Origin of the sequence: Novosphingobium sp., assembly GCF_019748365.1 — a bacterium.
Taxonomy (GTDB): domain Bacteria; phylum Pseudomonadota; class Alphaproteobacteria; order Sphingomonadales; family Sphingomonadaceae; genus Novosphingobium.
The window spans coordinates 21,953-42,550 of record NZ_JAIEPN010000146.1; the positions used below are offsets into that span (position 1 = coordinate 21,953).

Genomic DNA, 20,598 nt, shown 5'->3' on the forward strand with positions numbered 1-20,598 from the left:
CTCACACCGGCGAAGGGCGCGCAGCCCTAGAACGGCTCTCGACGATGGGCGCCTGTCACGGGAATCGTGACGTGACGGTCCCCTGTTCCGATGTCCGGTCCGGCGTCCATCGTCACCCTGCCGGTTACCGCAAAACCAGCCCGTGCGAGAGCCATGTCTCCAGCGCGCGCCTTGTCGTCTCCGGCGACAGCATTGGGGGAATTGCCCCTTGCCTCGTCCGATTTTCTTCGATCCCACCGGCCGCCGCCGGCCGCAAAGCTCCCGCTGGGCTTCGAGCGGCAGGCGCCCTTTCCGCTCAAGACCCAGGTAAGCCGCATTTCGCAGCGGATCTCCCGGAATCTGGACCAGCTGTTCGGTCGCCACACTGCAATGGCCGCGCATGGCGGCGGGCAGGCGCTCAGCGTCGGCTTCTACACCTCGTGGACGGATGGCAGCGCGGAGACGCTGCGGCGCCATATCGACCAGCTCGACTGGGTCGCGCCAACGCTGTTCTCGCTGGGCCAGAACGGCAATCTCGTCGTCACTGACGATGCGCCGATGCGCCGGGTACTGGTCTCGGCCCTGCACCACCCGCTGGTCGTTCCCGTGCTGCAGAACGCCGCGAACGCCAATTGGGACGGCGCGGGCGCGACCACCGTGATGGCAAGCCCCGCCCGCCGCGCGGCCCTCGTCAACCAGATCGACGCCGCGCTCGACAAGTCAGGCGATGGCGGCGTGATGATCGACTTCGAGAACCTGCCGAAGCCGGGCGTCGCCGCGCTGCGCGGTTTCGTGGCCGATCTCCATGCCCGGCTAGCGCCCAAGCACCGCGTCGTGGCCGTGACGATGCCCCTCGGCGATGCGGACTGGTCGGCCAAGCGCCTCGCCGAAGTCGCCGACAAGGTCGTGCTCATGGCCTAGGACGAGCACTGGCAGGGCGGCGAGCCCGGACCGATCGCGTCCAACGGCTGGTTTGCCAGCCATCTGGCGGACCAGCGCAAGGGGCTGGCCGCGGGCAAGGTCATCGTCGCGCTCGGCAACTATGGCTACGACTAGCATGGCGGCCACGCCGATGTGGGACAAGACCAGCGGCAACGCCGGCTTCGGTTATCTTGATGACGAGGACAGCAACGCGGCGACCGCGCCCGAGCGCCATCAGGTGTGGATGCTGGATGCCGCCGCCAGCTGGAACCAGATGCAGATGCTGAGGCACCTCGGCGTCGGCTCGGTCGCCTTGTGGCGGCTGGGCTCGGAAGACCCGGGCTTCTGGGACGTGCTCAATGCCTGGCGCGATCCGCATGGCCATGTGCCGGACCTCGGCCGGATCAGGCAGGCCAACAATGTCGACGTTGAAGGCAATGGCGAGATTCTGCGCATCGTCGCGACGCCGCAGGAAGGCTCGCGCCAGATCCAATATACCGCCGCGCAGCAGGGTCGGCCTGCCCTGATCGATGACGAGCGCTACGGCACTCTGCCGACACCCTATGTCGTGCGCCGCACCGGGGACCGCCCGAAGCTGGTCGCGCTCACGTTCGATGATGGCCCGGACCCGAAGTACACGCCCGAAGTGCTTTCGGTGCTCGAGCGCTATCACGTGCCGGCCACCTTCTTCATCATCGGTGAAAACGGCGTGGCCGGGCGCAGCCTGCTGCAGCGCATGGTCGCCGATGGGGACGAGATCGGCAACCACAGCTATACCCACCCGAACATGGCCGAGGATTCGGCGACCGGCGTGAAGCTGGAACTGAATGCCACGCAGCGACTGATCGAGGCCTATACCGGCCGCTCCACCCGCCTGTTCCGCGCGCCCTATTTCGGTGACGCCGAGCCGACCACTTCGGACGAGCTCTGGCCGGCGCTGATCGCGCAGAAGGAAGGCTACACCGTGGTGGGGTTGCACGCCGATCCGGGCGACTGGATGAAGCGCAGCGCCGACGAGATCGTGGCCCGCACGGTGGACGCGGTCGAGCACGCCACGCCGGACCGCAGCGCCAACGTGATCCTGCTGCACGATGGCGGCGGCAACCGCGAGCAGACCGTGCTGGCGCTGCCGCGCATCATCGAGCGGCTGGAGGCCGACGGCTACCGCTTCGTGCCCGCCTCGACACTCGCCGGCCTCAAGCGCGACGACGTGATGCCGCAGGTCAAGGGCTGGGACCTTGCCGCGGTGCGCGTCGATGTCGCCATCTTCTCGTTCCTGGCGCTGCTGCTCGCGGCGCTCAACTGGAGCTTCTTCTTCGCCATCGCGCTCGGCGTAATCCGTGCGCTGGGGCTCACCGGCCTCGCGCTTGTGCCCGACCGGCGCAAGGTCCCCGCGCTGGCGGGCGGCTATCAGCCCCTCGTGAGCGTGATCATTCCCGCCTACAACGAGGAGCGCGTGATCGAGAGCTCGATCCACCGCATCCTCGCCAGCGACTATCCGCACATGGAAGTGATCGTGGCGGACGACGGCTCGAAGGACCGCACCAGCGCCATTGTCGAGGCTGCCTTCGGGAACCACCCGCAAGTGCGGCTGATGACGATGGTCAACGGCGGCAAGGCTTCCGCGCTCAACCGGGCATTGGAGGTGGCGAAGGGCGAAATCGTCGTCGCGCTCGATGCCGATACGCAGTTCGAGCCGCAGACGATCGCACGGCTGGTGCGCTGGTTCGAGAACGGACGCGTCGGGGCGGTGGCGGGCAATGCCAAGGTCGGCAACCGGGTCAATCTCGTCACGCGCTGGCAGGCGGTGGAATATGTCACCGCACAGAACATCGAGCGCCGTGCGCTCACCCGCTTCGGCGCGATCATGGTTGTGCCCGGCGCTGTCGGCGCATGGCGGCGCGCGGCGGCGCGCGGCCCTCAACGATGTCGGCGGCTATCCGGAAGACACCTTGGCCGAGGATCAGGACCTCACCATCGCAATTCAGCGCAAGGGCTGGAAGGTGTGCTACGACGAGGACGCGGTCGCCTGGACCGAAGCGCCCGAAACGCTGGCCGCGCTTTCCAAGCAGCGCTTCCGCTGGGCTTTCGGCACGCTGCAGTGCCTGTGGAAGCACCGCTCGGTGCTGTGGAAACGCAAGCCCGCCGGTCTTTCTTTTGTCGGCATGCCGCAGGCCTGGCTGTTCCAGATTCTCTTCGCGCTGATCTCGCCGATGATCGATCTGGCGCTCGCCGTCTCGATCGTCGGCACTGCGGTCAGGATCATGCAGCACGACTGGGCGCAGACGCAGACCGACGTGCTGCGCATGGGGCTTTACTGGGCCGTGTTCACCGCGATCGACCTTGTCTGCGGCTGGGTCGCCTACCGGCTCGACGTACGCGAACGCCGCTTCCCGCCGATCCTGCTGCTGAGCCAGCGCTTTGTCTATCGCCAGCTGATGTACGGCGTGGTGATCCGCGCAGTCGGCGCGGCGCTGCAGGGTCTCGGCATCGGCTGGGGCAAGCTGGAGCGGACGGACCGCGTATCCGCAGGGCAGGTATCAGGCGGGCCGGCGCAGGGTGGCAACCAGACCATTGCCGCCAGAGGCAGGATCGCCGAGCATGAACTGGCCGCCATGGAGCCGCGCCACCGCGGCGGTCACCGGTTCAAGCCGCGCTTCGAGCCGCACATCGGACTGCTCCGCGAGTGGATCGTAAAGCTCGACCAGATCCTCCGCCACCGCTGCCAGATCGAGCAGGCGGCGGCGGTTTCGGCGATCAGGTGCGTGCGGCGGCTGATGACAAAGCCCACAACCACCGCGCTCAGCAATGCCATCAGAACGGCCACCGCGATCGTCAATTCCACGGTCGAGGCAAAGGCAGCATCGATGCGCCGCTCGGTCAGGCTGACCACGCCGACGACCAGCCGCTCACCACCGGGTAGCTGGCCGGCCAGCGCGAGCCCCTCGCTCGGCGGCTGATCCGGACCGCGTCGCACCACGACAGGCTGCGGCCGGTTCGCGGGAGCAAGGGCCGGCACCCGAACCAGATTGCTCAGCACCGGCGGGCCCTTGCCGATCAGCGCGATAAACACTGCAGGGTCGGCAGCGCTGCCGCGGCGGGCCGAGATGAATCCCGCCAGTTCCTCGCGTCCGCCGTCGTAACAGGGGGCCAGCAGATCGTCGCGCAACTCGGCGACTTGCCGTTCGCGATCAAGCCGCACCATCGTCGGCGAAAGACCGCGGCGGGCGGTGCGGCGGACTGCAGACAGCGCCATCGGCCCGATCAGTCTGACGCGAGCCGGTAACCCGCCCCGTGAACGGTGTGGAACAGGGCCTGCTCCTCACCATCATCAATCTTGCGGGTGCCGCAGCGCACCTGCCGGGTCAGCCGGTCAAGCTCCAGATCGGCGCACCGCAGCGTGGTTTCCTGCGCTTGCCTGCCCCCGCCCGCAGCGCGGCGCAGCAAGGCCTGGATGCGGGCGAGTAACTCGGCGAAGGAAAACGGCTTGCCCAGATAGTCGTCCGCACCGGCGGTCAGACCGGCGATCCGGTCATCTGTGCTGGCGAGCGCTGAAAGCATGATCACCGGCGTCGCCATTTCGGACGCGCGCATGGCCTTGAGCAGCGCAAGTCCGTCCATGCCCGGCAGCATCCGGTCGAGCACGACGAGATCGAACTCGCTGTCCGTCGCCAGAAACAGCCCGTCTCGGCCATTTTCGGCGCGATCGACGGTGAAACCTTCCTCGGCAAGCCCCGACATGATGTAGTCCGCGATCTGGGGATCGTCCTCGACGAGCAGAATGCGTCCTGCCGCTGCACCATTTCCATGTTGCAACAAAAACGAAGGCTTGGCTGCGCACCATGGACATCGCAACATCACCTCGCAAGTGCTTTACCTTGCACGCCGGAGCGTCCCTCCCCGCTTGCGTTGGGCCCGATCTGAACGCTGGCTTTACCACGGCGAATTGTTGCTGAAATTTTCCGCTAAGGCATGGCGCAGAATCGCGTTAAGACGCGCGCAAATCGCACCGGACAAGCTGCCCGGGAGGGAAGGGTACGGGCGATTTTGCACTGATCAATGCCGGCAGGCGATGACGCGGCTCGCCGGACGAAGTACCACACGGGTTCAGTTTGCCGCTGAAGCGACTGTTCCCCATGCCGGATAATGAGATACCGATGGACAGCAAAGCCCCGATCACCCGCACCATGAAGAAAGCGGCACGCCTCCTTGCCACGGCCGCACCTGCTGCCTTGATGGCAGGCGTGAGCCCTGCATTTGCCGACACCACCGTCAGCACTGCAACCACCACGCCGCTGCTGACCTCGGGCGCCGGCGCAGTGACGGTCGCCAGCGGCGGCACGATCAAGCTCGACAACGGTACGGCCGTGACGGTCGACGCGTCGAAGGACGTGACGGTCCAGTCCGGCGGCACGCTCGACATGGGCGCGGGTGACGGCGCCGCGGGCGTCGTCGCACAGGCCGGGACGACCTCGAACATCTCGAACGCCGGCACGATCCAGGTGCTGGAAACCTTCACCCCGCCCGATGCCGATGGCAACGGCATCCCGGAAGGCCCGATCGCGCAGGCGACGGGCCGCTATGGCATCCGCGTTGCCCCCGGCGGTACGTTCACCGGCGCCATCTCGAACACCGGCACGATCACTGTCGACGGCCTCAATTCAGCCGGCATCGCGGTGGATTCGACAATGACCGGCTCGGTCACCAACACCGGCACGATCAGGGTCAGGGGCGACAATTCGGTCGGCATTCGCACCGGAGCGGTTTCCGGCAATGTGGCAGCGGGCGGCACCATCGGAGTGGTCGGCAGCGGCACGCAGGCGCTGGTTGTGAACGGCGACGTCGGCGGCCTCGTCAAGATCAACGGTGCGCTTTCGCAGTCGGCAAGCTACACGGCTGATAGCGGCGCGACGCAGACCCTGCCGCGCAGCGCGCTGTCCACCGGCAAGGCTGCGGTCGAGATCAACGGCAACGTGGCCGGCGGCGTGATCGTGACGACCGCCTCGGGCAGCGGCACGACCGCGGAGACCACCGGCACGATCGCGTCCGTGGGCAATTCCCCGGCGCTCCAGATCGGCGGCACCCGCGATATCACCATCGGCGGCGGCACCACCACCGCCGGCACCTATTCGCTCGGCATCGATGGCAGCGTGAGCTCCGCCGCCACCTTCAGCTCGACCAATGCCGCGGCGGTGGTGATCGGCGGCAAGGGCGGCAACGTGACCCTGACCAGAGGCATTGCCGTGAACGGCAGCGTGACCGCGACCACGATTGACGCCGGTGCGGTCGGCATCCTCATCAATTCGGGTTCAACGGCCGACACGCTGTACAACAACGGCACGATCAGCGCCGTGATCAGCCAGCCGGGCATCGGCTCATCAGCGGCGATCAGGGATCTTTCGGGCACGCTGACCACGATCAACAACAACAAGACAATCTCGGTCACCGGCTCGAGCGAGGACCAGCTGGCCGCGATCGACGTGTCCGCCAACACCTCGGGCGTGACGATCAGACAGTACCTCAACAGCACCGATGCCGCATCGCAGACCACCGACAAGGCGGCTACCGGCTATGATCCCGATACCGCCAAGGTCTACACCTCGATCAAGGGCAACATCTACACCGGCAGCGGCAACGATACGCTCGATATCGGTTCGGGCACGGTTACCGGCAACAGCTTCCTGGGTGGCGGCAACGATGCGGTGAAGCTGGCCGACGATGCCAAGTACATCGGCAACATCGATTTCGGCACCGGCACCAGCTCGCTGGCGATGACCGGGAACTCGCGCTTCACCGGCACGCTGATCCTGAACGATCAGATCGGCACGCTGACCCTTGCCGACAACGCCATCTACCGCGGCACCGTCACGGGTGGATCGCAGCTGGCAGTCACCGTGAACGGCGGCACCTTTGGCGCGAACTCGGCGGTCACAACGACAGTCCAGTCGCTCAACGTGGGCGCGAACGGCACGCTCGGTGTCTACATCGACGGCGCCACCGGCACGTCATCCAAGCTCGTGGCGAGCACGGCGAGCTTCGCCAGCGGTGCCAAGATCTCGGCCCGCGTCACGTCGCTCGCCAAGGCGGAAGGCACCTATACCGTGCTGAGCGCGGGCACGCTGACGGGCGGCGCCAATGTCGCCAGCTCGGCGCTCAACCTGCCGGTGCTGTTCAAGGGCACCGTCGCCGCGGTGGGCAATGATGTGACGCTGACCATCGCGCGCAAGTCGGCCAGCGAAATCGGGCTCAACGTTCCGCAGTCGCAGGCCTACAACGCGATCCTTGCCAACGCCGCGAAGGACACGCTGCTCCAGTCAAGCCTTCTGCAGGCGGCAGACACTGCCACGCTGCAGACGCAGTTCAACCAGATGCTGCCGGACTATGCCGGCGGCACGCTCGATCTGCTGACGCGCGGCACGCGCCTTGCGGCACGCCGGATCGACGATGATTCGAGCTGGTTCACCATCAGCGGCGCCGGGGCCTGGATCGAGCCGATCTTCTTCCGGGGCAAGAAGACGGCCGGCGACACGCAGGGCTACAGCAACAGCGGCGGCGGTCTTTCGCTCGGGTTCGAGAAGGCGTTCGGCTTCGGCCACATCGGCGGCTCTTTCACCTACTTCACCGGCAATTCGACCACCGATGCCACGCAGAAGGTCAAGGTCAGCGACATCGAGCTCGCGGCGTTCTGGCGCCTCGCCTCGGGTCCGTTCTACGCCTATGCCCGCGTCGGCTATGGCCGCCCCTCGTTCACCTCGACCCGCACCTTCACCGGCACGGTTGACAGCCAGCAGTTCGGCTACAGCGCCAGCGGCAGGTGGAAGGGCACGCTGATCACCGGCACGGGCGGCGTTTCCTACGCGGTTCCGATCGGCGATCACTTCAAGCTGAAGCCGCGCGCCACGTTCGAATACTTCCGCCTGAAGGAAAACGGCTACACCGAAACCGGCAACGCCCCGCTGGCGCTGACCCTTGCGGGCCGCACCAGCACGGTCGCCAATGCCAACACCACGCTGGTCGCCAGCTGGAGCTCGGCGCCGGGCGACTACGAGAACCGCCCCTTCACTGTCGAGGTCGAAGGCGGTCGGCGCAGCCGGATTTCGGGCGAGGTCGGCAATACCATCGCCACATTCAACCGCGGCGCGACCAGCGGCGGCGACACTTTCACGCTTACCGGGCAGCAACTGCCCTCGGCGTGGGTTGGCGAAGTCAGCCTGATCCAGGGCGGGCTGGACTACACGTGGAAGATCAGCGGCGGCTACGAAAAGCTGGAAGGTGGCGGCACCGGCTATTCGGCCCGCGCTTCGCTCGCCATCGCGCTCTGATCATCTGAACACAATCGAGGAGGGGGCGGTCTGCGGACTGCCCCCTTTTTCGTTTCCGGCTTAGACCTGCACCAGCACCGCTTGTGCCTGAAACCACGGGACCATCCGCCCGATGGCTTCCTCCACCAGCGGGGTGGAAACGGCAAAGCTGAAGCGCACGAAGCGATGCCCATCGACCGGATCGAAATCGATCCCCGGTGCGGTGGCGACGCCGGTTTCCTCCAGCAGGCGGATGCAGAAGGCCATCGAATCCTGCGTCAGGTGGCCGACATCGGCATAGACGTAGAACGCGCCATCGGGCGGGGCGATCCGCGCGAGACCCATGGCCGGGAGCGCCGCCAGCAAAAGATCCCGATTGCGCGCATAAGTGCGGACATGGCCATCAAGCTCATCGCCGCAATCGAGCGCGACGAGGCCGGCGTGCTGGCTGAGCGAGGGCGGGGTGAGGAACAGGTTGCCCATCCGTGCGCGGGCCTGATCGACGAGCCCCGGCGGCACGACCAGCCAGCCGAGCCGCCAGCCAGGCATGCTGAAATACTTGGAAAAACTGTTCACCACGATCGCCTCGCGGTCAAACGGCAGCATCGAGCTGGCAGGGGCGCCATACGTGATGCCCTGATAGATTTCGTCCGAGACGATGCGGATCCCGCGCGCCAGGCAGACTTTGGCGATTGCGGCCATTTCCCCGGGCGCGATCACCGTCCCGGTCGGGTTGGCGGGGCTCGCGATGATCACGCCATCGGGCGCGGAATCGAGCGCTTCGAGCGCGGCGGCAGTGATCTGGTAGCCCACTTCCGGGCCGCAGGGCAGCTCGACCGGCTCGATATGCAGCGCCCGCAGCGTGTTGCGATAGGCGACATAGCCCGGCCGCGCGATGGCCACGCGCGCGCCGGGGCCGAACCGCAGAGACAGCGCGATGACAAGCGCCGGCGAAGCACCGCAGGTCAGCACGATCTGATCCGGCGAGACCGAAACGCCGGTGGTCTCCTCGACATGGCGCGCCAGCCGGGCGAGCAGTTCGGTGCTTTCCCAATAGCCCTTGTCGTCCTCGTCCAGCACGGCGCGGGCGCGGGCCAGCGCGGCAGCCGGCGCGCCGGTCGAAGGCTGGCCATATTCCATGCGGATGACCGAGCGGCCCTCGGCCATGAGGCGCTGGGCGATGGCGGAAATGGTGATGGCGTGAAAGGGTTCGAGCAGTGCGGTCATGCCGGCTCATCTAGCACCGGGTGCGAGGCGGCGCAAAGGCACCCCACAGGCACTGCAGTTGACAAGGCCAGGCGCAAGGGCGAGCCTTCCGATCAGATCCGGGCGGATTGCCGCACCGGACACCGCGGGAGAGCCACATCATGTCCACACCAGCCGGCGCGGCTGCGCCGCATCGGATGCCCTTGGGGCAGGCCGCGATCGTTACATTGGGCGTGATCGTCGTGATCGCCGGTTTCATCGCGCTGGGCGCTTGGCTGCATGTCACGCCGCTTTATGCCGGCTTCCTGCTGCTATGGGCGTGGTCGGCGCTCCACGAACTCTCGCTGAAGGCGCTGCCCGGCGCGCTGATCGGGGCCCTTGTCGGCGCCAGCCTCAGTTTCATGCTGCAGACGGGGGCGATGATGCACAGCCCGCAACTGATCGTGCTGGCGCTGCTGCTGATGATCGGGGCGGTATTTCTGGTCGTGGCCGGCCGCGCCGCGCTGTTCTGCAATCAGAGCACGATGCTGTTCATCACCGTGCTCAACGCGCCGGTGATCCAGGCGGGCGAGGATTTCCGCCAGGTGATCGTGGCCATCGCGCTCGGCGCGGTGTGGTTCGGCGCGGTTGCCTGGGTGATCAGCCGGTTCGTGCCCGCACCTGCGGCTCCAGCCGCCACTTAGAGCACTTTCCGACCAATCTGGCTCACCGTGATTGGTCGGAAAGTGCTCTAGCAACGCGCGACGGTCTGTGCAGGCGAGGGATTGTAGATCTGGGTCAGATCACGGTCGTCACGCACATAGAGCGCGGCTTCCTTGCGGATCACCTTCGAAGGCAGCACGCTGCCAAGGAAGAACGGCTTGTAGTCATAAGCGACCTCGACGAACATGATCGCGGTTCCGGCATCGGCGGTCATCTTCGTGGTCGTGAAGCCCATGCCCGCGAACGAGGTGCCCGTCGCCCCGGTGCCCTGAACTCCATAGCGCGAGGCCCAGGTGTTCTTGCCCCAGCAGCGCTGCCAGGCGATCCACTGGCCGCCCGAACCGTTGACCTGAAGACTGGACAGGATCACGCGGCCGCGCGCCGGGATCTGCAGGTCTTCGGCCTGAAGGGCGGCGGCGCGAAACACCTGATTCACATCGAATTCGCGGAACTGCGGTGCACCGTTGACCTGCGTCTGCTTCGCGCGGCTGGCGTTGTCGGCAACGGTAATGGCCAGCTGGTTGAGCCGCACGTGGATCAGCGCAAGGTTCACCACCTCGACGCCCGTCAGCGTCAATCCCATCAGGAACGGCATGGCAAGGCCAAGCTCGACCGCGCTCACCGCGGCTGTGCTGCGTGCGAGGCGTGCGAAGAAGTGCCACACGGGCCTGCGCACCGCAGGGGCAGCCGGGCTGATCATGGACATACAGAGGTTCCCGTGCGGGTTGCCTGGGTCGCAAAGGGCTGGTTCATCAGGATCGTCGTCTGCGGGACAGTCTGATATTCGGGCAGGCCGAACATCTTCGCGAAGCCGAACCACTGCTTGTAGGTAACGGTGACCGTATAGACGACGACATCATTCGCGCCGCCGAGGCCGGTCTGGCCCATGTCGGAATCCCAGGTGCGATTGCCGTTCATGTCGACAAAGCATTCGGTCGAATCGTACCTGCCGTTGGCGTTTGTGTCGGTGAAGTCCTCGGGCATCCCCACCGAAGTGAACTGGGCATAGTTCTTTCGCGTGAACGTGATGTTCGCGGTCGGCATGACATATCTGATCGATTGCGCCACGAGCGAATCGAGCGTGGTCGTGCTGGTTTGCCCGCTCTGCAGCGAGGATTTGCGCGCCGCTGCGTTGATCGACCCGGTGAGCACGGTGCGGACATAATAGCCTTGCGCAACCTGCAACGAGCCGAACACCACGAGGAACAGGATCGGCGCGGTCAGACCGAACTCCACCGCGCTGACCCCGCGCCGGTCGCGCAACAACGAACGGCAGCGGCGGCGCCCGCGCAGGGCAAGGTGCGGGAGACGGACGCCCATCACTTGTTGATCCGCAGGTCGGCCACCTGGCCGGCGATGAACTTGAAGGTGTTGTTGAGCGCGGTCGTATCACTGGCGTAGTAGGCGCGGCCAGCTGTGGCGCAGCTGGTCATCTGCGTAGTGAGCGAGGTTCCGAAGCCGATCAGCCAGACGGTGTAGCCAAGGTTTTTGGCCTTGGTGCAGGCCGCGAGGAAGCGGTTGTTGTGATAGTTCCGCAACGTGCTGTTGTTGGTGCCGGAAGGCGCCACGCGGTTGTCGTAGATTTCCTCGCCATAGGCGCTGTAGCTGTCGATCGATGGCGCCATGTCACCGTCGGTCATGAAAATGATGTGGCGGCTGACCGAGGGATACTTGACCGGATCGGCGTTGACGTTCGACTGGAAGATGCCGTTCGGGCTGGCAAGCCGGGCGCCCCAGATCATGCCGATATCGTGGTAAGTGCTGCCGGCCGCCACAAGCGTCTGGACATAGTTGTCAAGCCAGGTCGGCACCACGTTCGGATCGCTCGTATCGACTTCGGTAAAGAGCATCGCGCTCGGCGGGCACTGCGAGCCTTCACGGCCGATGCCGGTGCCGGAAAGCGACGTTACGGTGCGCGGACCAGTGTTCGTGCCGCGGTACCATACCAGGTCGTTCTCGTATATCTTCCAGCGGGTGTCGTCGCCCGTTGGCGCGGAATCGACGTCGAGGTCGGTTGCGCCGCTTGGCACCGGGTTCATCGCCAGATTCTGGACCGTCTTTCGCTCTTCGATGCAGCCGTCCCACCTTGTGTTGGTGGTGGTGAGACCGGTCACGCCCGGGGTCCCGTTCAGGGCGGCCAGCGAGGGCATGTCGTAAGTGCCTTGGTTGGGAACCGTCGCGTTCGATGCAATGTTGGTCACAACAGATACGTCCGACATGCCCTTGAAGGCCCGTACATCGACTGTCGCGGCCTGGAAGGTCCAGTTGGTGAACTGATAGCGCAGCTCGTAGTTTGTGGTCGTCGCCGTGGAAACGTTGCGGACGCAGGTGCCTCTAGCATTGTTGCCGTTGCCCGAGGTCCTCGTCCAGGAGTTGACCGAATAGGTCGTGTAGGTGGTGTCAGCCGGCGGCGGTCCGCCGGCGACAATGACCGGGTTGTTCCCAGCGGACGGATAGTTGTTGGCCCCGTAGCTGTTGCACTGCGAGTTCGTGATGGTCGAACCGAATGTCTCGGTCGAGTTGGTCGCCGGGCCGGTTGTGCCCACGTATACCGGGGTGTTGAAGTTCGCGAGCGCCGTCTGAAACGGCTGTGTGTCCGCAAAGTAGCTCGTCGGCATCTGGCCGGCGGCAATGATACCGCCCATGTTGACCGTTGCCGTGTAGGGCACGAAGCCGAAGCGGATACGCGTATTGGTCTTGTCGACGACCGACGACGCGACAGTCTTGTAGAAATCGAGGATCGCCTGGCGCAGGGCGACGATCTTGGAGCCGGCGCCGCTGTTGACGTTCACACCTGCCGGGGTCCACGCCATCGAGCCGGTGGTATCAAGCACGAACATTACGTCCGCACTCGCCATCTGGAGCTCGGCGCTGCACGCCACGGTGAGCGTGATGCTCTTGAACCCGAAGATACCCATGATCACCGTGGGCATCTGGGTCGATGCAGTGCCGCTGACGGCGCCGGTGCCGCTGAACTCTGTGTTGAAGGTCACATTCTGGGAATTGGTGGCCAGCGGATTGAAGTTGAAGTTGAACATCTTGTTCGCCTTCGCCGTCTCCGATGTCCCGTATGTGCCCGAAGTCGCCATAGCCTTGCGGCCCGCGAGAACGCCAGCGTCGCACGCGTTTTGCAGGCTGGTCTTGGTCATGTAGGCGCGAGCCATGTCGGTCCCGCTGCCGACAAGGCTGACGAGCAGGATGATCGTGGCAAGGGCAATGCCCATCGTCGTGCCCGCCGTATCGCGCAGCAGGCTTGCGATCAGGACGCGCATGGAAGCGTGGATCTGGCCTCCCGTTGCTTTCGACCGACGCGGCATGTGGCGACATTCCTCCAACAGACAGACCGGGCCCGGCCCGGGGGTCTTTCGCGCTGAGCGCAGCACCGCCGCGAAAGACGGATTGCGGGCACGAGATTGACCCAAGTTCCGTCCATGCGATCAAATCGCCTTCCAAATCGTAAATTTGCCGAAAAGTTTGCTGCGGGAGGATTACGCAGGATGCGCTGGTCCCGCAGGATCGATGGTAAATGCGGTGGTAGCCCTCGCCTCGGGAACGGGACTGTCGACGGGCGAAGCATGGGCAGAACAGGCATCACGGGCGCAGCGCAAGGACAGGAAACGGCCTGAGGTGCGCTTTTGAACAAGGCTCTGCGGCGAAGCCCGAAGGATCCCTTCTGCAGCATTTGCCAGAAATTGAAATCAACCCAACAATTCTCGCCGATGCGGTGATCGCGGGGATGAATTGCGAAGTATTGCGCGCAAGCAGCCCGGCACTGCTACCGCGGGAATCGAAGATTCCGAGCTTTCCAGATAACCAAATAAACCTACGACTCCTGACCGCAATGGAGATATTTTGCCCGCCCCGGGGAGAGGCGCTACGAGCGGCTCGGCATGCAGTGGTATGTCCGCAATTCGGGGCCGGACAAGACCCGCAATCGACCGGCGGCATGATGCTCATCGGACTCACGGTCGATGCCAACAACGTCGTCACCGCTGGGCTCTCCGGCAATTCCGCCTTCCTCGCCGAAGAGACGCTGACCGATCAGGATATCCATTCCCATGCGCTGGGCGGTGCGCTCTCATGGCGAGCCGCAGAGTATCTGCAGATCGAGGCCCAAGGCCGCTTCAATCGCAGCACGTTCTGGCGCGAGCATCCGACGTTTCTGTTCCAGCCACCGATGCAATCCGCGCCAGCCGGTAATCACCACCAATCGCGACCTGGGCGATCCTGGGCTCGGCTGGCCGTGGTCGCGGCCCAACATCCAGAACAACGCGGACCGACAGCGCGCGGATCGACGCGGTGCTGGCTGAACCTGAAGATCGGCGGCGCCTGCGATCTGGCGCAGCGGATGATCTACTCCTTCGACTACAGCCCGGCCTGGCAGCTTGCGGTCTGCGGGGCGAACTGCGCCGGGATTTCCGGCAGCGTGCCAACCGCCGCGCTCGCGGCCTTTCTGCGGCGCGCGCCGATCGGCGATATCGGCGAGTGGGTGTCCTTTTCACCATGGGCTAGCGCTCGCTCGATTGCATCGGACGACCGCCTGCCTGATTCGTTGAGGAGCGTGCTGGCCATGGAACGGAAGCCGTGGCTCGTCATTTCCTCGCTCCTGTAGCCGAGGCGTCTGAGACTGCTGTTGAGCGTGTTCTCGCTCATTGGTCGTGCTCTCGAACGGACGGAGGGGAAGACATAGCCCTTGGGCCCAGTCACCGGTCGCAGGTCCTCAAGCATCGCGATTACCTGCTGCGATAGTGGCACATGGTGCGCTCGGCGCATCTTCATCTTCTCGGCGGGGATGGTCCACACCTTCTCCTCGAAGTCGATCTCGCTCCACATCGCATGACGAAGTTCGCCGGGGCGGACGAACACATTGGCGGCGAGCAGCAGCGCCTGCTTCGTAATCCCGAAACCGTCATAGCCATCAATCGCGCGCAGCAGCTCACCGACCTTCTCGGGCTCAACAATGGCACCGTAGTGCGTCACCTTCGGGGTGAGCAGCGCGCCGCGCAGATCCCGCGTCGGGTCCGAGGGAATGCGTGCCGTCGCGACAGCGTAGCGGAACACTGAGCCCGCAAGTTGCAGCGTGCGTCTTGCGCTCTCTAGCTTGCCTCTCCGCTCAATCCTGCGAACAGCTTCGAGCACGTCGATCGGCGCAATGTCCGTGATCGGCAGCTTGCCAATCGATCCATCAAGCAGGCTGAGCAGATACTCGCACCGCGCGGCCGTCGCAGTCGCCCAGGCGCCGGCGCCGTCACGCTTGCGCTTCGAGCAATACTCCTCGGCCACAGTCGTGAAGGTGCAGCCTGCGACCACTTCGGCATGCTGGCGTGCCTTCACTTTCTCGCGCGAAGGATCGAGCCCCGCATGCAACTGCTCGCGCGCCTTGTCCCGGCGGCGGCGCGCCTCGCTCAGGCTGATCTCAGGGTAGGGGCCAATCGCGAGCTTCTTTTCTTTGCCCAGCAGGCGATACTTCATCCGCCAGAGTTTGCTGCCGTTCGGCTGGACCTGAAGATTGAGCCCGCCGCTGTCGCCCATCTTGTACGGTTTGGCCCTCGGCTTGGCATTGCGAACCGCAGCGTCTGAAAGCGGCATTGCGTCACGTCCCTCGATCCGGAACCCCCAACTTGGGGGCCTTCCAACTTGACGCCGGGGGCCTTGTCTTCGCCGAGGCCCCCAAATGGGCTGGAAGCAGGCAGAAAACGATGGTGCTCAGCGACCCGATGAACGCAAAAATACCGCTGATTTCTGTGGGTTTCAACGATGTCAGTGGATGCCGGTGGACGGAAAGTTGGAGCGGGTAGCGGGAATCGAACCCGCATAGCCAGCTTGGAAGGCTGGAGCTTTACCACTAAGCTATACCCGCAGTGTCCCTGCCTCTGCCACGCCTCGCGCCTCTCCGTCAACCGTTGGCCTGCTGCCCGTCGTGGCACTCGCTGCCCTTGATGCTGTGCGCCTTGCCCTGCCTCGCCCTAGCCGCTATTGTTATATTTCATAACCTATTTCGGAGAGTGAAGTGCCCGACAATTCCGCATCCGCCCCTGTCCTTCCGGCGCTTGAGCGGCTGCTGCGGCCGCGCTCGGTCGCGGTGGTCGGCGCTTCAGACAAGCCCGGCGCGCTTGGTACGACCTTGCTGTCCAATCTCGATGCCAACGGCTTTTCCGGCGCGGTCTATCCGATCAATCCCAAGCGCGAGACGCTGGGCGGGCGCACTTGCCTGCCAGCCATCGAGGTACTGCCTGAAGGCGTCGACGCCGCTGTCCTTGCGATTCCCCGTGCCGGCGTGCTCGATGCGGTGCGGGCGCTTGCGGCGCGCAAGGTCGGCGGTGTGGTGATCTTTGCTGCGGGTTTCGCCGAGGGCGGGCCGGAAGGTCTTGCCGAGCAGCGCGAGATCGCACGCATCGCCCACGAAGCCGGCATGGTCGTGGAGGGCCCCAATTGCCTTGGCCTCGTCAACTATGTGAACCGAATCCCGCTGACCTTTGTCGAAACCGACGCAAGGCCCCCCGCTGGAAAGCGCGCGATCGGCGTCGTCTCGCAATCGGGGGCGATGGCCGCCGTGCTCGGCACCGTGCTCCTCGCGCGCGATTGCGGCGTGTCCTACTCGGTCTCCACCGGCAACGAGGCGGCGAGCGGCGTCGAGGACTATGTCGACTGGCTGATCGACCAGCCCGACACCCACGTCATCGCGATGATTGTCGAGCAGTTCAGGAAGCCCGAGCGCTTCCTCGCCGCGGCCACCCGCGCGGCGGCAGCGGGCAAGCCGATCGTCCTGCTCCATCCCGGCACATCCAGCGCCGCGCGCGAATCCGCCGCGACCCACACCGGCGCCATGGCGGGCGACTATGCGCTGATGCGCGCCAAGGTCACCCGCGCCGGGGTGATCATGGCCGAAACGCTGGAAGAACTGGGCGATATCGCCGAAATCGCGCTGCGTTGCCCCGCGCTGCCTTCGGGCGATACGGCGGTGCTTGGCGAATCCGGCGCGTTCAAGGCGCTCACGCTCGATCTGGCGGAATCGCTCGGGCTGCCGCTGGCGCCGCTGCATGATGCGGATTCGCCTGCCCTGCGTGCCGCGCTGCCGCCTTTCGTGCCGGTCAGCAACCCGCTCGATATCACCGCGCAGGGCCTCTCCGAACCGGCGATCTACACGCGTTGCCTGGAAGCGCTGCTCGATGATCCGCGCGTCGGCACGGTGCTCGCGGGCATCATCCAGGCCGAAGCGGTGACCTGTGCGATCAAGTTCCCGCCGATCCTCGCTGCCGCGACCGCCCGGCCGCTCACCAAGCCGCTGATCTTTGCGGGCCTCGATGAAGGCGCTGCCGTTCCGTCGGAGCGCATAGCCTCGCTTCGTGCGGCGGGTATCCCGTGGTTCCCCACCACCGAGCGCGCATTGCGTGCGATCACCCGCCTGACGCAGTTTGCGGCGCGTGATACCACCCGGAACGCGGAAAGCCCGCTCCCCGTGCCCGGCCTCGCGGCAGAGTTTGGCGTGATCCCTGAATACAAGGCCAAGGCCCTGCTCGGCCCCCTCGGCATTCCTTTCCCGGCGGGCCAGTTCGCCGCCAGCGCCGATGCCGCGGTCGCCGCTGCCGAGGCGCTCGGCTATCCCGTCGCTATGAAGGCGCAGGCCGCTGCGCTCAGCCACAAGAGCGATGCCGGCGGCGTGATCCTGAACCTTGCCGATGGCGCTGCCGTGCGCGCCGCGTGGGACAAGATGCACGCCAGCGTCGCAGCCTATTCCGCCGCGATCCGGCTTGACGGCGTGCTGATCGAGGCGATGGGTGCGCGCGGGGTGGAAATGATCGTCGGCGCGAAGAACGATCCCGAATGGGGGCCGGTCCTGCTCGCCGGCTTCGGCGGCGTCACTGCCGAAATTCTCGGCGACGTGCGCCTGCTCGCGGCGGACATGACGTCGGAAGCGGTCGAAGCCGAACTGATGAAGCTCAAGAGTGCGGCGATCCTTTCGGGCTATCGCGGTGCGCCGTCGCTCGATGTCCCCGCGCTCGCGCAGCTGATCGTCACGCTCGGCCGCGTGCTGCGCGCCGAACCCTCGATCCGCGAGGTTGATCTCAACCCTGTGATCCTGCACCCCAAGGGCCAGGGCGTCGTCGCGCTCGATGCGCTGATGCTGGTGGAAGGCTGAGCTGCTTTCAGCGCTGCGGCGTCGCCATCTTCTCGGCCTCGGCAATTGCAGCCTTGGCGATCGGCTCCATCACCGCGTAGCCCTTGGCGTTGGGATGGATGCCGTCTGGCGCAATGTCGGGGTTCATGCCGCCTTCGGCATTGACCAGCGCGCCATGGTAATCGGCGTAGACCGCGCCCCGTGCCCGCGCGAGAGCGCGCAGCCAGGCGTTGAGCGCGACAACCTGCTTCGCCGTCTCCAGCTTGGGCTTCCACGGGATTCTGGCAGCGGGCAGGATGCTCCCCAGCACCACGCCGATGCCGTTGGCCTTGGCGATGTCCACCATCGCCATGACATGGTTCTCGAACCGTTCGGCGCTGGTCGGGCCGGTGTTGCCGCCCAGATCATTGGTGCCGATCATGATGTGCACGACGCGCGGGCGCAGCCGCACCACGTCCTGATAGAACCGCACGAGGATCTGCGGGCTGGTCTGTCCGCCGATCCCGCGGCCAACCGCGCCGCCGGCAAACAGCACAGGCGCCAGCGGCACCCAGCCTTCGGTGATCGAATCGCCGATGAACACGACGCGCGGTGGCGCTGCGAGCTGCTTGTCAGCCTCGGCATAGCGGCATTCCCACGCCCAATCGTTCTTGAGCACATAGGGATGGCCGAACCACAACCCTCTCTGATCGGGGCAGGGCTTGTCCAGCATGCCGTCCCCCGGGGCCTCGACCGGAGGGGAAGGCGGGGGAAAGCTCGGCGCCGGCGCCGTCTGGGCAAGCACCGGGCCGGCCCAGAGCGCAGCGGCGAGCAGCCCCCACCGCATCAGATGATCCCCACGGCCTTGCCGGCGCGCTCGAACATGCCGGTGATGATCGCCACCTGCTCGGCGCTATGCTCGGCGCAGAGCGAGCAGCGCAGCAGCGTCATTCCCGCCGGCGTCGCCGGCGGGCGGGCAAGGTTCACGTAGAGCCCCTCGCGCAGCAGCGCTTCCCACATCATCGCGCCGCGCTCGAGGTCGGGCATGATCACCGCGATGATCGCGCTCTGCGGCTCCGCCGTCCCCAGCTTGAAACCCAGATCGGTCAGCGCCTTGTGCAGCGTGCGCGAGTTTTCCCACAAGTGCGCGCGCTTGTTCCCGGCATGCATCAGCTTGCGGATCGAGGTCGCCGCGGTCGCCACCACGCTCGGCGGCAGGCTGGCGGTGAACACGTAAGGGCGGCAGACGAGGCGCATGATCTCGAACTTCGGGTGGTTCGAAACGCAGAAGCCGCCGACCGTGCCGACCGACTTGGAGAACGTGCCGATCACGAAATCGACATCGTCCAGCACGCCCTGGTCCTCGGCCACGCCGCGCCCGTTCGGCCCGATGAAGCCCATCGAATGCGCTTCATCCACCAGCACCATCGCACCGTTTTCCTTGGCGATGCGGATCATCTCTTTCAGCGGCGCGATATCGCCCAGCATCGAATAGACGCCCTCGAGCACGACGAGCTTGCCCGCGCCTTCGGGAATGCGCTTGAGGCGCTTTTCCATCGCCTCGATATCGTTGTGCTTGAACGGCACGACTTCGGCATCGCCCATCTTGCAGCCGTCCCAGATCGAGGCGTGGCTGTCGATGTCGAGCACGATGTAATCGCCCTTGCCCGCGATCGTGCTGATGATGCCGAGGTTCGCCTGGTATCCGGTCGAGAACACCATGGCATGGTCCATGCCGTAGAATTCCTTGAGCGCATCCTCCACCGCGCGGTGGCCGGCATAAGTGCCGTTGAGCACGCGGCTGCCGGTGGTACCGCTGCCGAAGTCATCGAGCGCCTGCTTGCCCGCCTCGATCACGTCGGGGTCGAAGGTCATGCCCATGTAATTGTAGGTGCCGAGCAGGATCGTCTCGCGTCCGCTGCAGATCGCCGTGGTGGGCGAAAGCACTTTCTCCATCACGAGGCTGAACGGATCGGTCACGCCCGTCGCCAGCAGCGAACGGCGCGTCTCGATCATCGGATCGAACTTCGAAAAGAGGTCCGTCTGCGCGGCCTCCGGCTTGGTCATGTCGTTCATGCGTTCAGCCCTGCAGTTTGGTCACGGCATCGATCAGCTGACCGTAGGTTTCGATCTCGGCCTGCTGGTTCATGCTGATGATGATGTCGAACTCGTCCTCGATCGCGGCCACGAAATCCATGACCGTGAGGCTGTCCCACTCCAGATCGCCGGCGAACGAGGTGGTCTCGTCGATCGCGAGGCCGTTCTTGTTGAACGGCTCGATCACTTCGGCAATGCGGGCGGCGGTGGCGGCGCGATCCATTTGTATCATTCTCCAACTGTGAGGGCGCCTTTGCCCCAAGAATAAGGCTGAAAAGCGGCCAGCAGCCATGC

Annotated in this window: 15 protein-coding genes, 1 tRNA gene and 2 pseudogenes; 6 read left to right on the plus strand and 12 right to left on the minus strand. The window is 65.4% G+C overall.

Annotated elements, in window-relative coordinates; genetic code table 11:
• The first annotated feature begins 192 nt into the window (after positions 1-192).
• The 3 genes and pseudogenes from K5Q19_RS16445 to K5Q19_RS16455 all read left to right on the plus strand — a co-directional run.
• A complete protein-coding gene (locus tag K5Q19_RS16445; protein ID WP_292947456.1) occupies positions 193-900 on the plus strand; it encodes a hypothetical protein in 708 nt (235 codons plus the stop codon).
• A 280-nt stretch (positions 901-1,180) separates the two neighbouring features.
• Positions 1,181-2,746, plus strand: a pseudogene (locus K5Q19_RS16450) (glycosyltransferase); the annotation flags it as partial.
• Positions 2,715-3,077, plus strand: a pseudogene (locus K5Q19_RS16455) (glycosyltransferase family 2 protein); the annotation flags it as partial. The pseudogenes K5Q19_RS16450 and K5Q19_RS16455, both read left to right, overlap by 32 nt.
• Before the next feature lie 461 nt (positions 3,078-3,538).
• Here K5Q19_RS16455 and K5Q19_RS16460 read toward each other — a convergent pair.
• Together K5Q19_RS16460 and K5Q19_RS16465 are read right to left on the minus strand one after the other, a co-directional pair.
• Positions 3,539-4,156: a hypothetical protein gene (locus tag K5Q19_RS16460; RefSeq protein ID WP_292947459.1), complete on the minus strand. Its 618-nt coding sequence runs from the start codon at positions 4,154-4,156 to the stop codon at positions 3,539-3,541.
• An 8-nt stretch (positions 4,157-4,164) separates the two neighbouring features.
• Positions 4,165-4,716, minus strand: a complete 552-nt coding sequence (locus K5Q19_RS16465; protein ID WP_292947462.1) for a response regulator transcription factor — start codon at positions 4,714-4,716, stop codon at positions 4,165-4,167.
• A gap of 341 nt (positions 4,717-5,057) precedes the next feature.
• Here K5Q19_RS16465 and K5Q19_RS16470 point away from each other — a divergent pair, with 341 nt between their 5' ends.
• A complete protein-coding gene (locus K5Q19_RS16470) occupies positions 5,058-8,222 on the plus strand; it encodes an autotransporter domain-containing protein (protein ID WP_292947466.1) in 3,165 nt (1,054 codons plus the stop codon).
• Between the two features lie 60 nt (positions 8,223-8,282).
• Here the strand turns inward: K5Q19_RS16470 and K5Q19_RS16475 are convergent, their stop codons facing one another.
• Complete coding sequence (locus K5Q19_RS16475; RefSeq protein ID WP_292947469.1) at positions 8,283-9,428, minus strand: aminotransferase class I/II-fold pyridoxal phosphate-dependent enzyme; 1,146 nt, start codon at positions 9,426-9,428, stop codon at positions 8,283-8,285.
• 140 nt (positions 9,429-9,568) lie between these two features.
• On the opposite strand from K5Q19_RS16475, the gene K5Q19_RS16480 reads away from it, so the two are divergent.
• Entirely contained in the window at positions 9,569-10,090 is a 522-nt protein-coding gene (locus tag K5Q19_RS16480; RefSeq protein ID WP_292947472.1) for a hypothetical protein, read from the plus strand.
• A 47-nt stretch (positions 10,091-10,137) separates the two neighbouring features.
• Here K5Q19_RS16480 and K5Q19_RS16485 read toward each other — a convergent pair whose 3' ends face one another.
• The 6 genes from K5Q19_RS16485 to K5Q19_RS16510 form a co-directional block, all read right to left on the minus strand.
• The gene (locus K5Q19_RS16485) at positions 10,138-10,815 is read right to left on the minus strand and encodes a hypothetical protein (protein ID WP_292947474.1); all 678 of its coding nucleotides are present in this window, start codon (positions 10,813-10,815) and stop codon (positions 10,138-10,140) included.
• On the minus strand, positions 10,806-11,429 hold the full coding sequence (locus K5Q19_RS16490; protein WP_292947477.1) for a TadE/TadG family type IV pilus assembly protein: 624 nt from the start codon (positions 11,427-11,429) through the stop codon (positions 10,806-10,808). The genes K5Q19_RS16485 and K5Q19_RS16490 overlap by 10 nt, the downstream gene beginning before the upstream one ends.
• Positions 11,429-13,426, minus strand: coding sequence for a Tad domain-containing protein (locus K5Q19_RS16495; protein ID WP_292947480.1), 1,998 nt, complete (start codon positions 13,424-13,426; stop codon positions 11,429-11,431). The genes K5Q19_RS16490 and K5Q19_RS16495 overlap by 1 nt, the downstream gene beginning before the upstream one ends.
• 557 nt (positions 13,427-13,983) lie before the next feature.
• On the minus strand, positions 13,984-14,163 hold the full coding sequence (locus tag K5Q19_RS16500) for a hypothetical protein (protein WP_292947483.1): 180 nt from the start codon (positions 14,161-14,163) through the stop codon (positions 13,984-13,986).
• Between the two features lie 311 nt (positions 14,164-14,474).
• Positions 14,475-15,698: an integrase arm-type DNA-binding domain-containing protein gene (locus K5Q19_RS16505; protein ID WP_292947486.1), complete on the minus strand. Its 1,224-nt coding sequence runs from the start codon at positions 15,696-15,698 to the stop codon at positions 14,475-14,477.
• A gap of 197 nt (positions 15,699-15,895) precedes the next feature.
• Positions 15,896-15,969: transfer RNA gene (locus K5Q19_RS16510), tRNA-Gly, on the minus strand.
• A gap of 150 nt (positions 15,970-16,119) precedes the next feature.
• Here K5Q19_RS16510 and K5Q19_RS16515 point away from each other — a divergent pair.
• Complete coding sequence (locus tag K5Q19_RS16515) at positions 16,120-18,249, plus strand: acetate--CoA ligase family protein (RefSeq protein WP_292947489.1); 2,130 nt, start codon at positions 16,120-16,122, stop codon at positions 18,247-18,249.
• A gap of 7 nt (positions 18,250-18,256) precedes the next feature.
• On the opposite strand, the gene K5Q19_RS16520 is transcribed toward K5Q19_RS16515, so the two are convergent.
• From K5Q19_RS16520 to K5Q19_RS16530, 3 genes are read right to left on the minus strand one after another with little or no spacing between them, the layout of a single operon-like run.
• Positions 18,257-19,054, minus strand: coding sequence for a GDSL-type esterase/lipase family protein (locus K5Q19_RS16520; RefSeq protein ID WP_292947492.1), 798 nt, complete (start codon positions 19,052-19,054; stop codon positions 18,257-18,259).
• Positions 19,054-20,283: an aminotransferase class I/II-fold pyridoxal phosphate-dependent enzyme gene (locus K5Q19_RS16525; RefSeq protein ID WP_292947495.1), complete on the minus strand. Its 1,230-nt coding sequence runs from the start codon at positions 20,281-20,283 to the stop codon at positions 19,054-19,056. Before K5Q19_RS16525 ends, K5Q19_RS16520 begins: the two co-directional genes overlap by 1 nt.
• A gap of 4 nt (positions 20,284-20,287) precedes the next feature.
• Positions 20,288-20,527, minus strand: coding sequence for an acyl carrier protein (locus K5Q19_RS16530; RefSeq protein WP_292947498.1), 240 nt, complete (start codon positions 20,525-20,527; stop codon positions 20,288-20,290).
• Positions 20,528-20,598: the final 71 nt, after the last annotated feature.

Bases quoted from the DNA above. Each gene is read 5' to 3' on its own strand.
- K5Q19_RS16505 (WP_292947486.1), bottom strand. From the start codon at position 15,698: ATGCCGCTTTCAGACGCTGCGGTTCGCAATGCCAAGCCGAGGGCCAAA.
- K5Q19_RS16520 (WP_292947492.1), bottom strand. From the start codon at position 19,054: ATGCGGTGGGGGCTGCTCGCCGCTGCGCTCTGGGCCGGCCCGGTGCTT.
- K5Q19_RS16460 (WP_292947459.1), bottom strand. From the start codon at position 4,156: ATGGCGCTGTCTGCAGTCCGCCGCACCGCCCGCCGCGGTCTTTCGCCG.
- K5Q19_RS16485 (WP_292947474.1), bottom strand. From the start codon at position 10,815: ATGTCCATGATCAGCCCGGCTGCCCCTGCGGTGCGCAGGCCCGTGTGG.
- K5Q19_RS16500 (WP_292947483.1), bottom strand. From the start codon at position 14,163: ATGGATATCCTGATCGGTCAGCGTCTCTTCGGCGAGGAAGGCGGAATT.
- K5Q19_RS16530 (WP_292947498.1), bottom strand. From the start codon at position 20,527: ATGGATCGCGCCGCCACCGCCGCCCGCATTGCCGAAGTGATCGAGCCG.
- K5Q19_RS16490 (WP_292947477.1), bottom strand. From the start codon at position 11,429: ATGGGCGTCCGTCTCCCGCACCTTGCCCTGCGCGGGCGCCGCCGCTGC.
- K5Q19_RS16525 (WP_292947495.1), bottom strand. From the start codon at position 20,283: ATGAACGACATGACCAAGCCGGAGGCCGCGCAGACGGACCTCTTTTCG.
- K5Q19_RS16495 (WP_292947480.1), bottom strand. From the start codon at position 13,426: ATGCCGCGTCGGTCGAAAGCAACGGGAGGCCAGATCCACGCTTCCATG.
- K5Q19_RS16470 (WP_292947466.1), top strand. From the start codon at position 5,058: ATGGACAGCAAAGCCCCGATCACCCGCACCATGAAGAAAGCGGCACGC.
- K5Q19_RS16480 (WP_292947472.1), top strand. From the start codon at position 9,569: ATGTCCACACCAGCCGGCGCGGCTGCGCCGCATCGGATGCCCTTGGGG.
- K5Q19_RS16475 (WP_292947469.1), bottom strand. From the start codon at position 9,428: ATGACCGCACTGCTCGAACCCTTTCACGCCATCACCATTTCCGCCATC.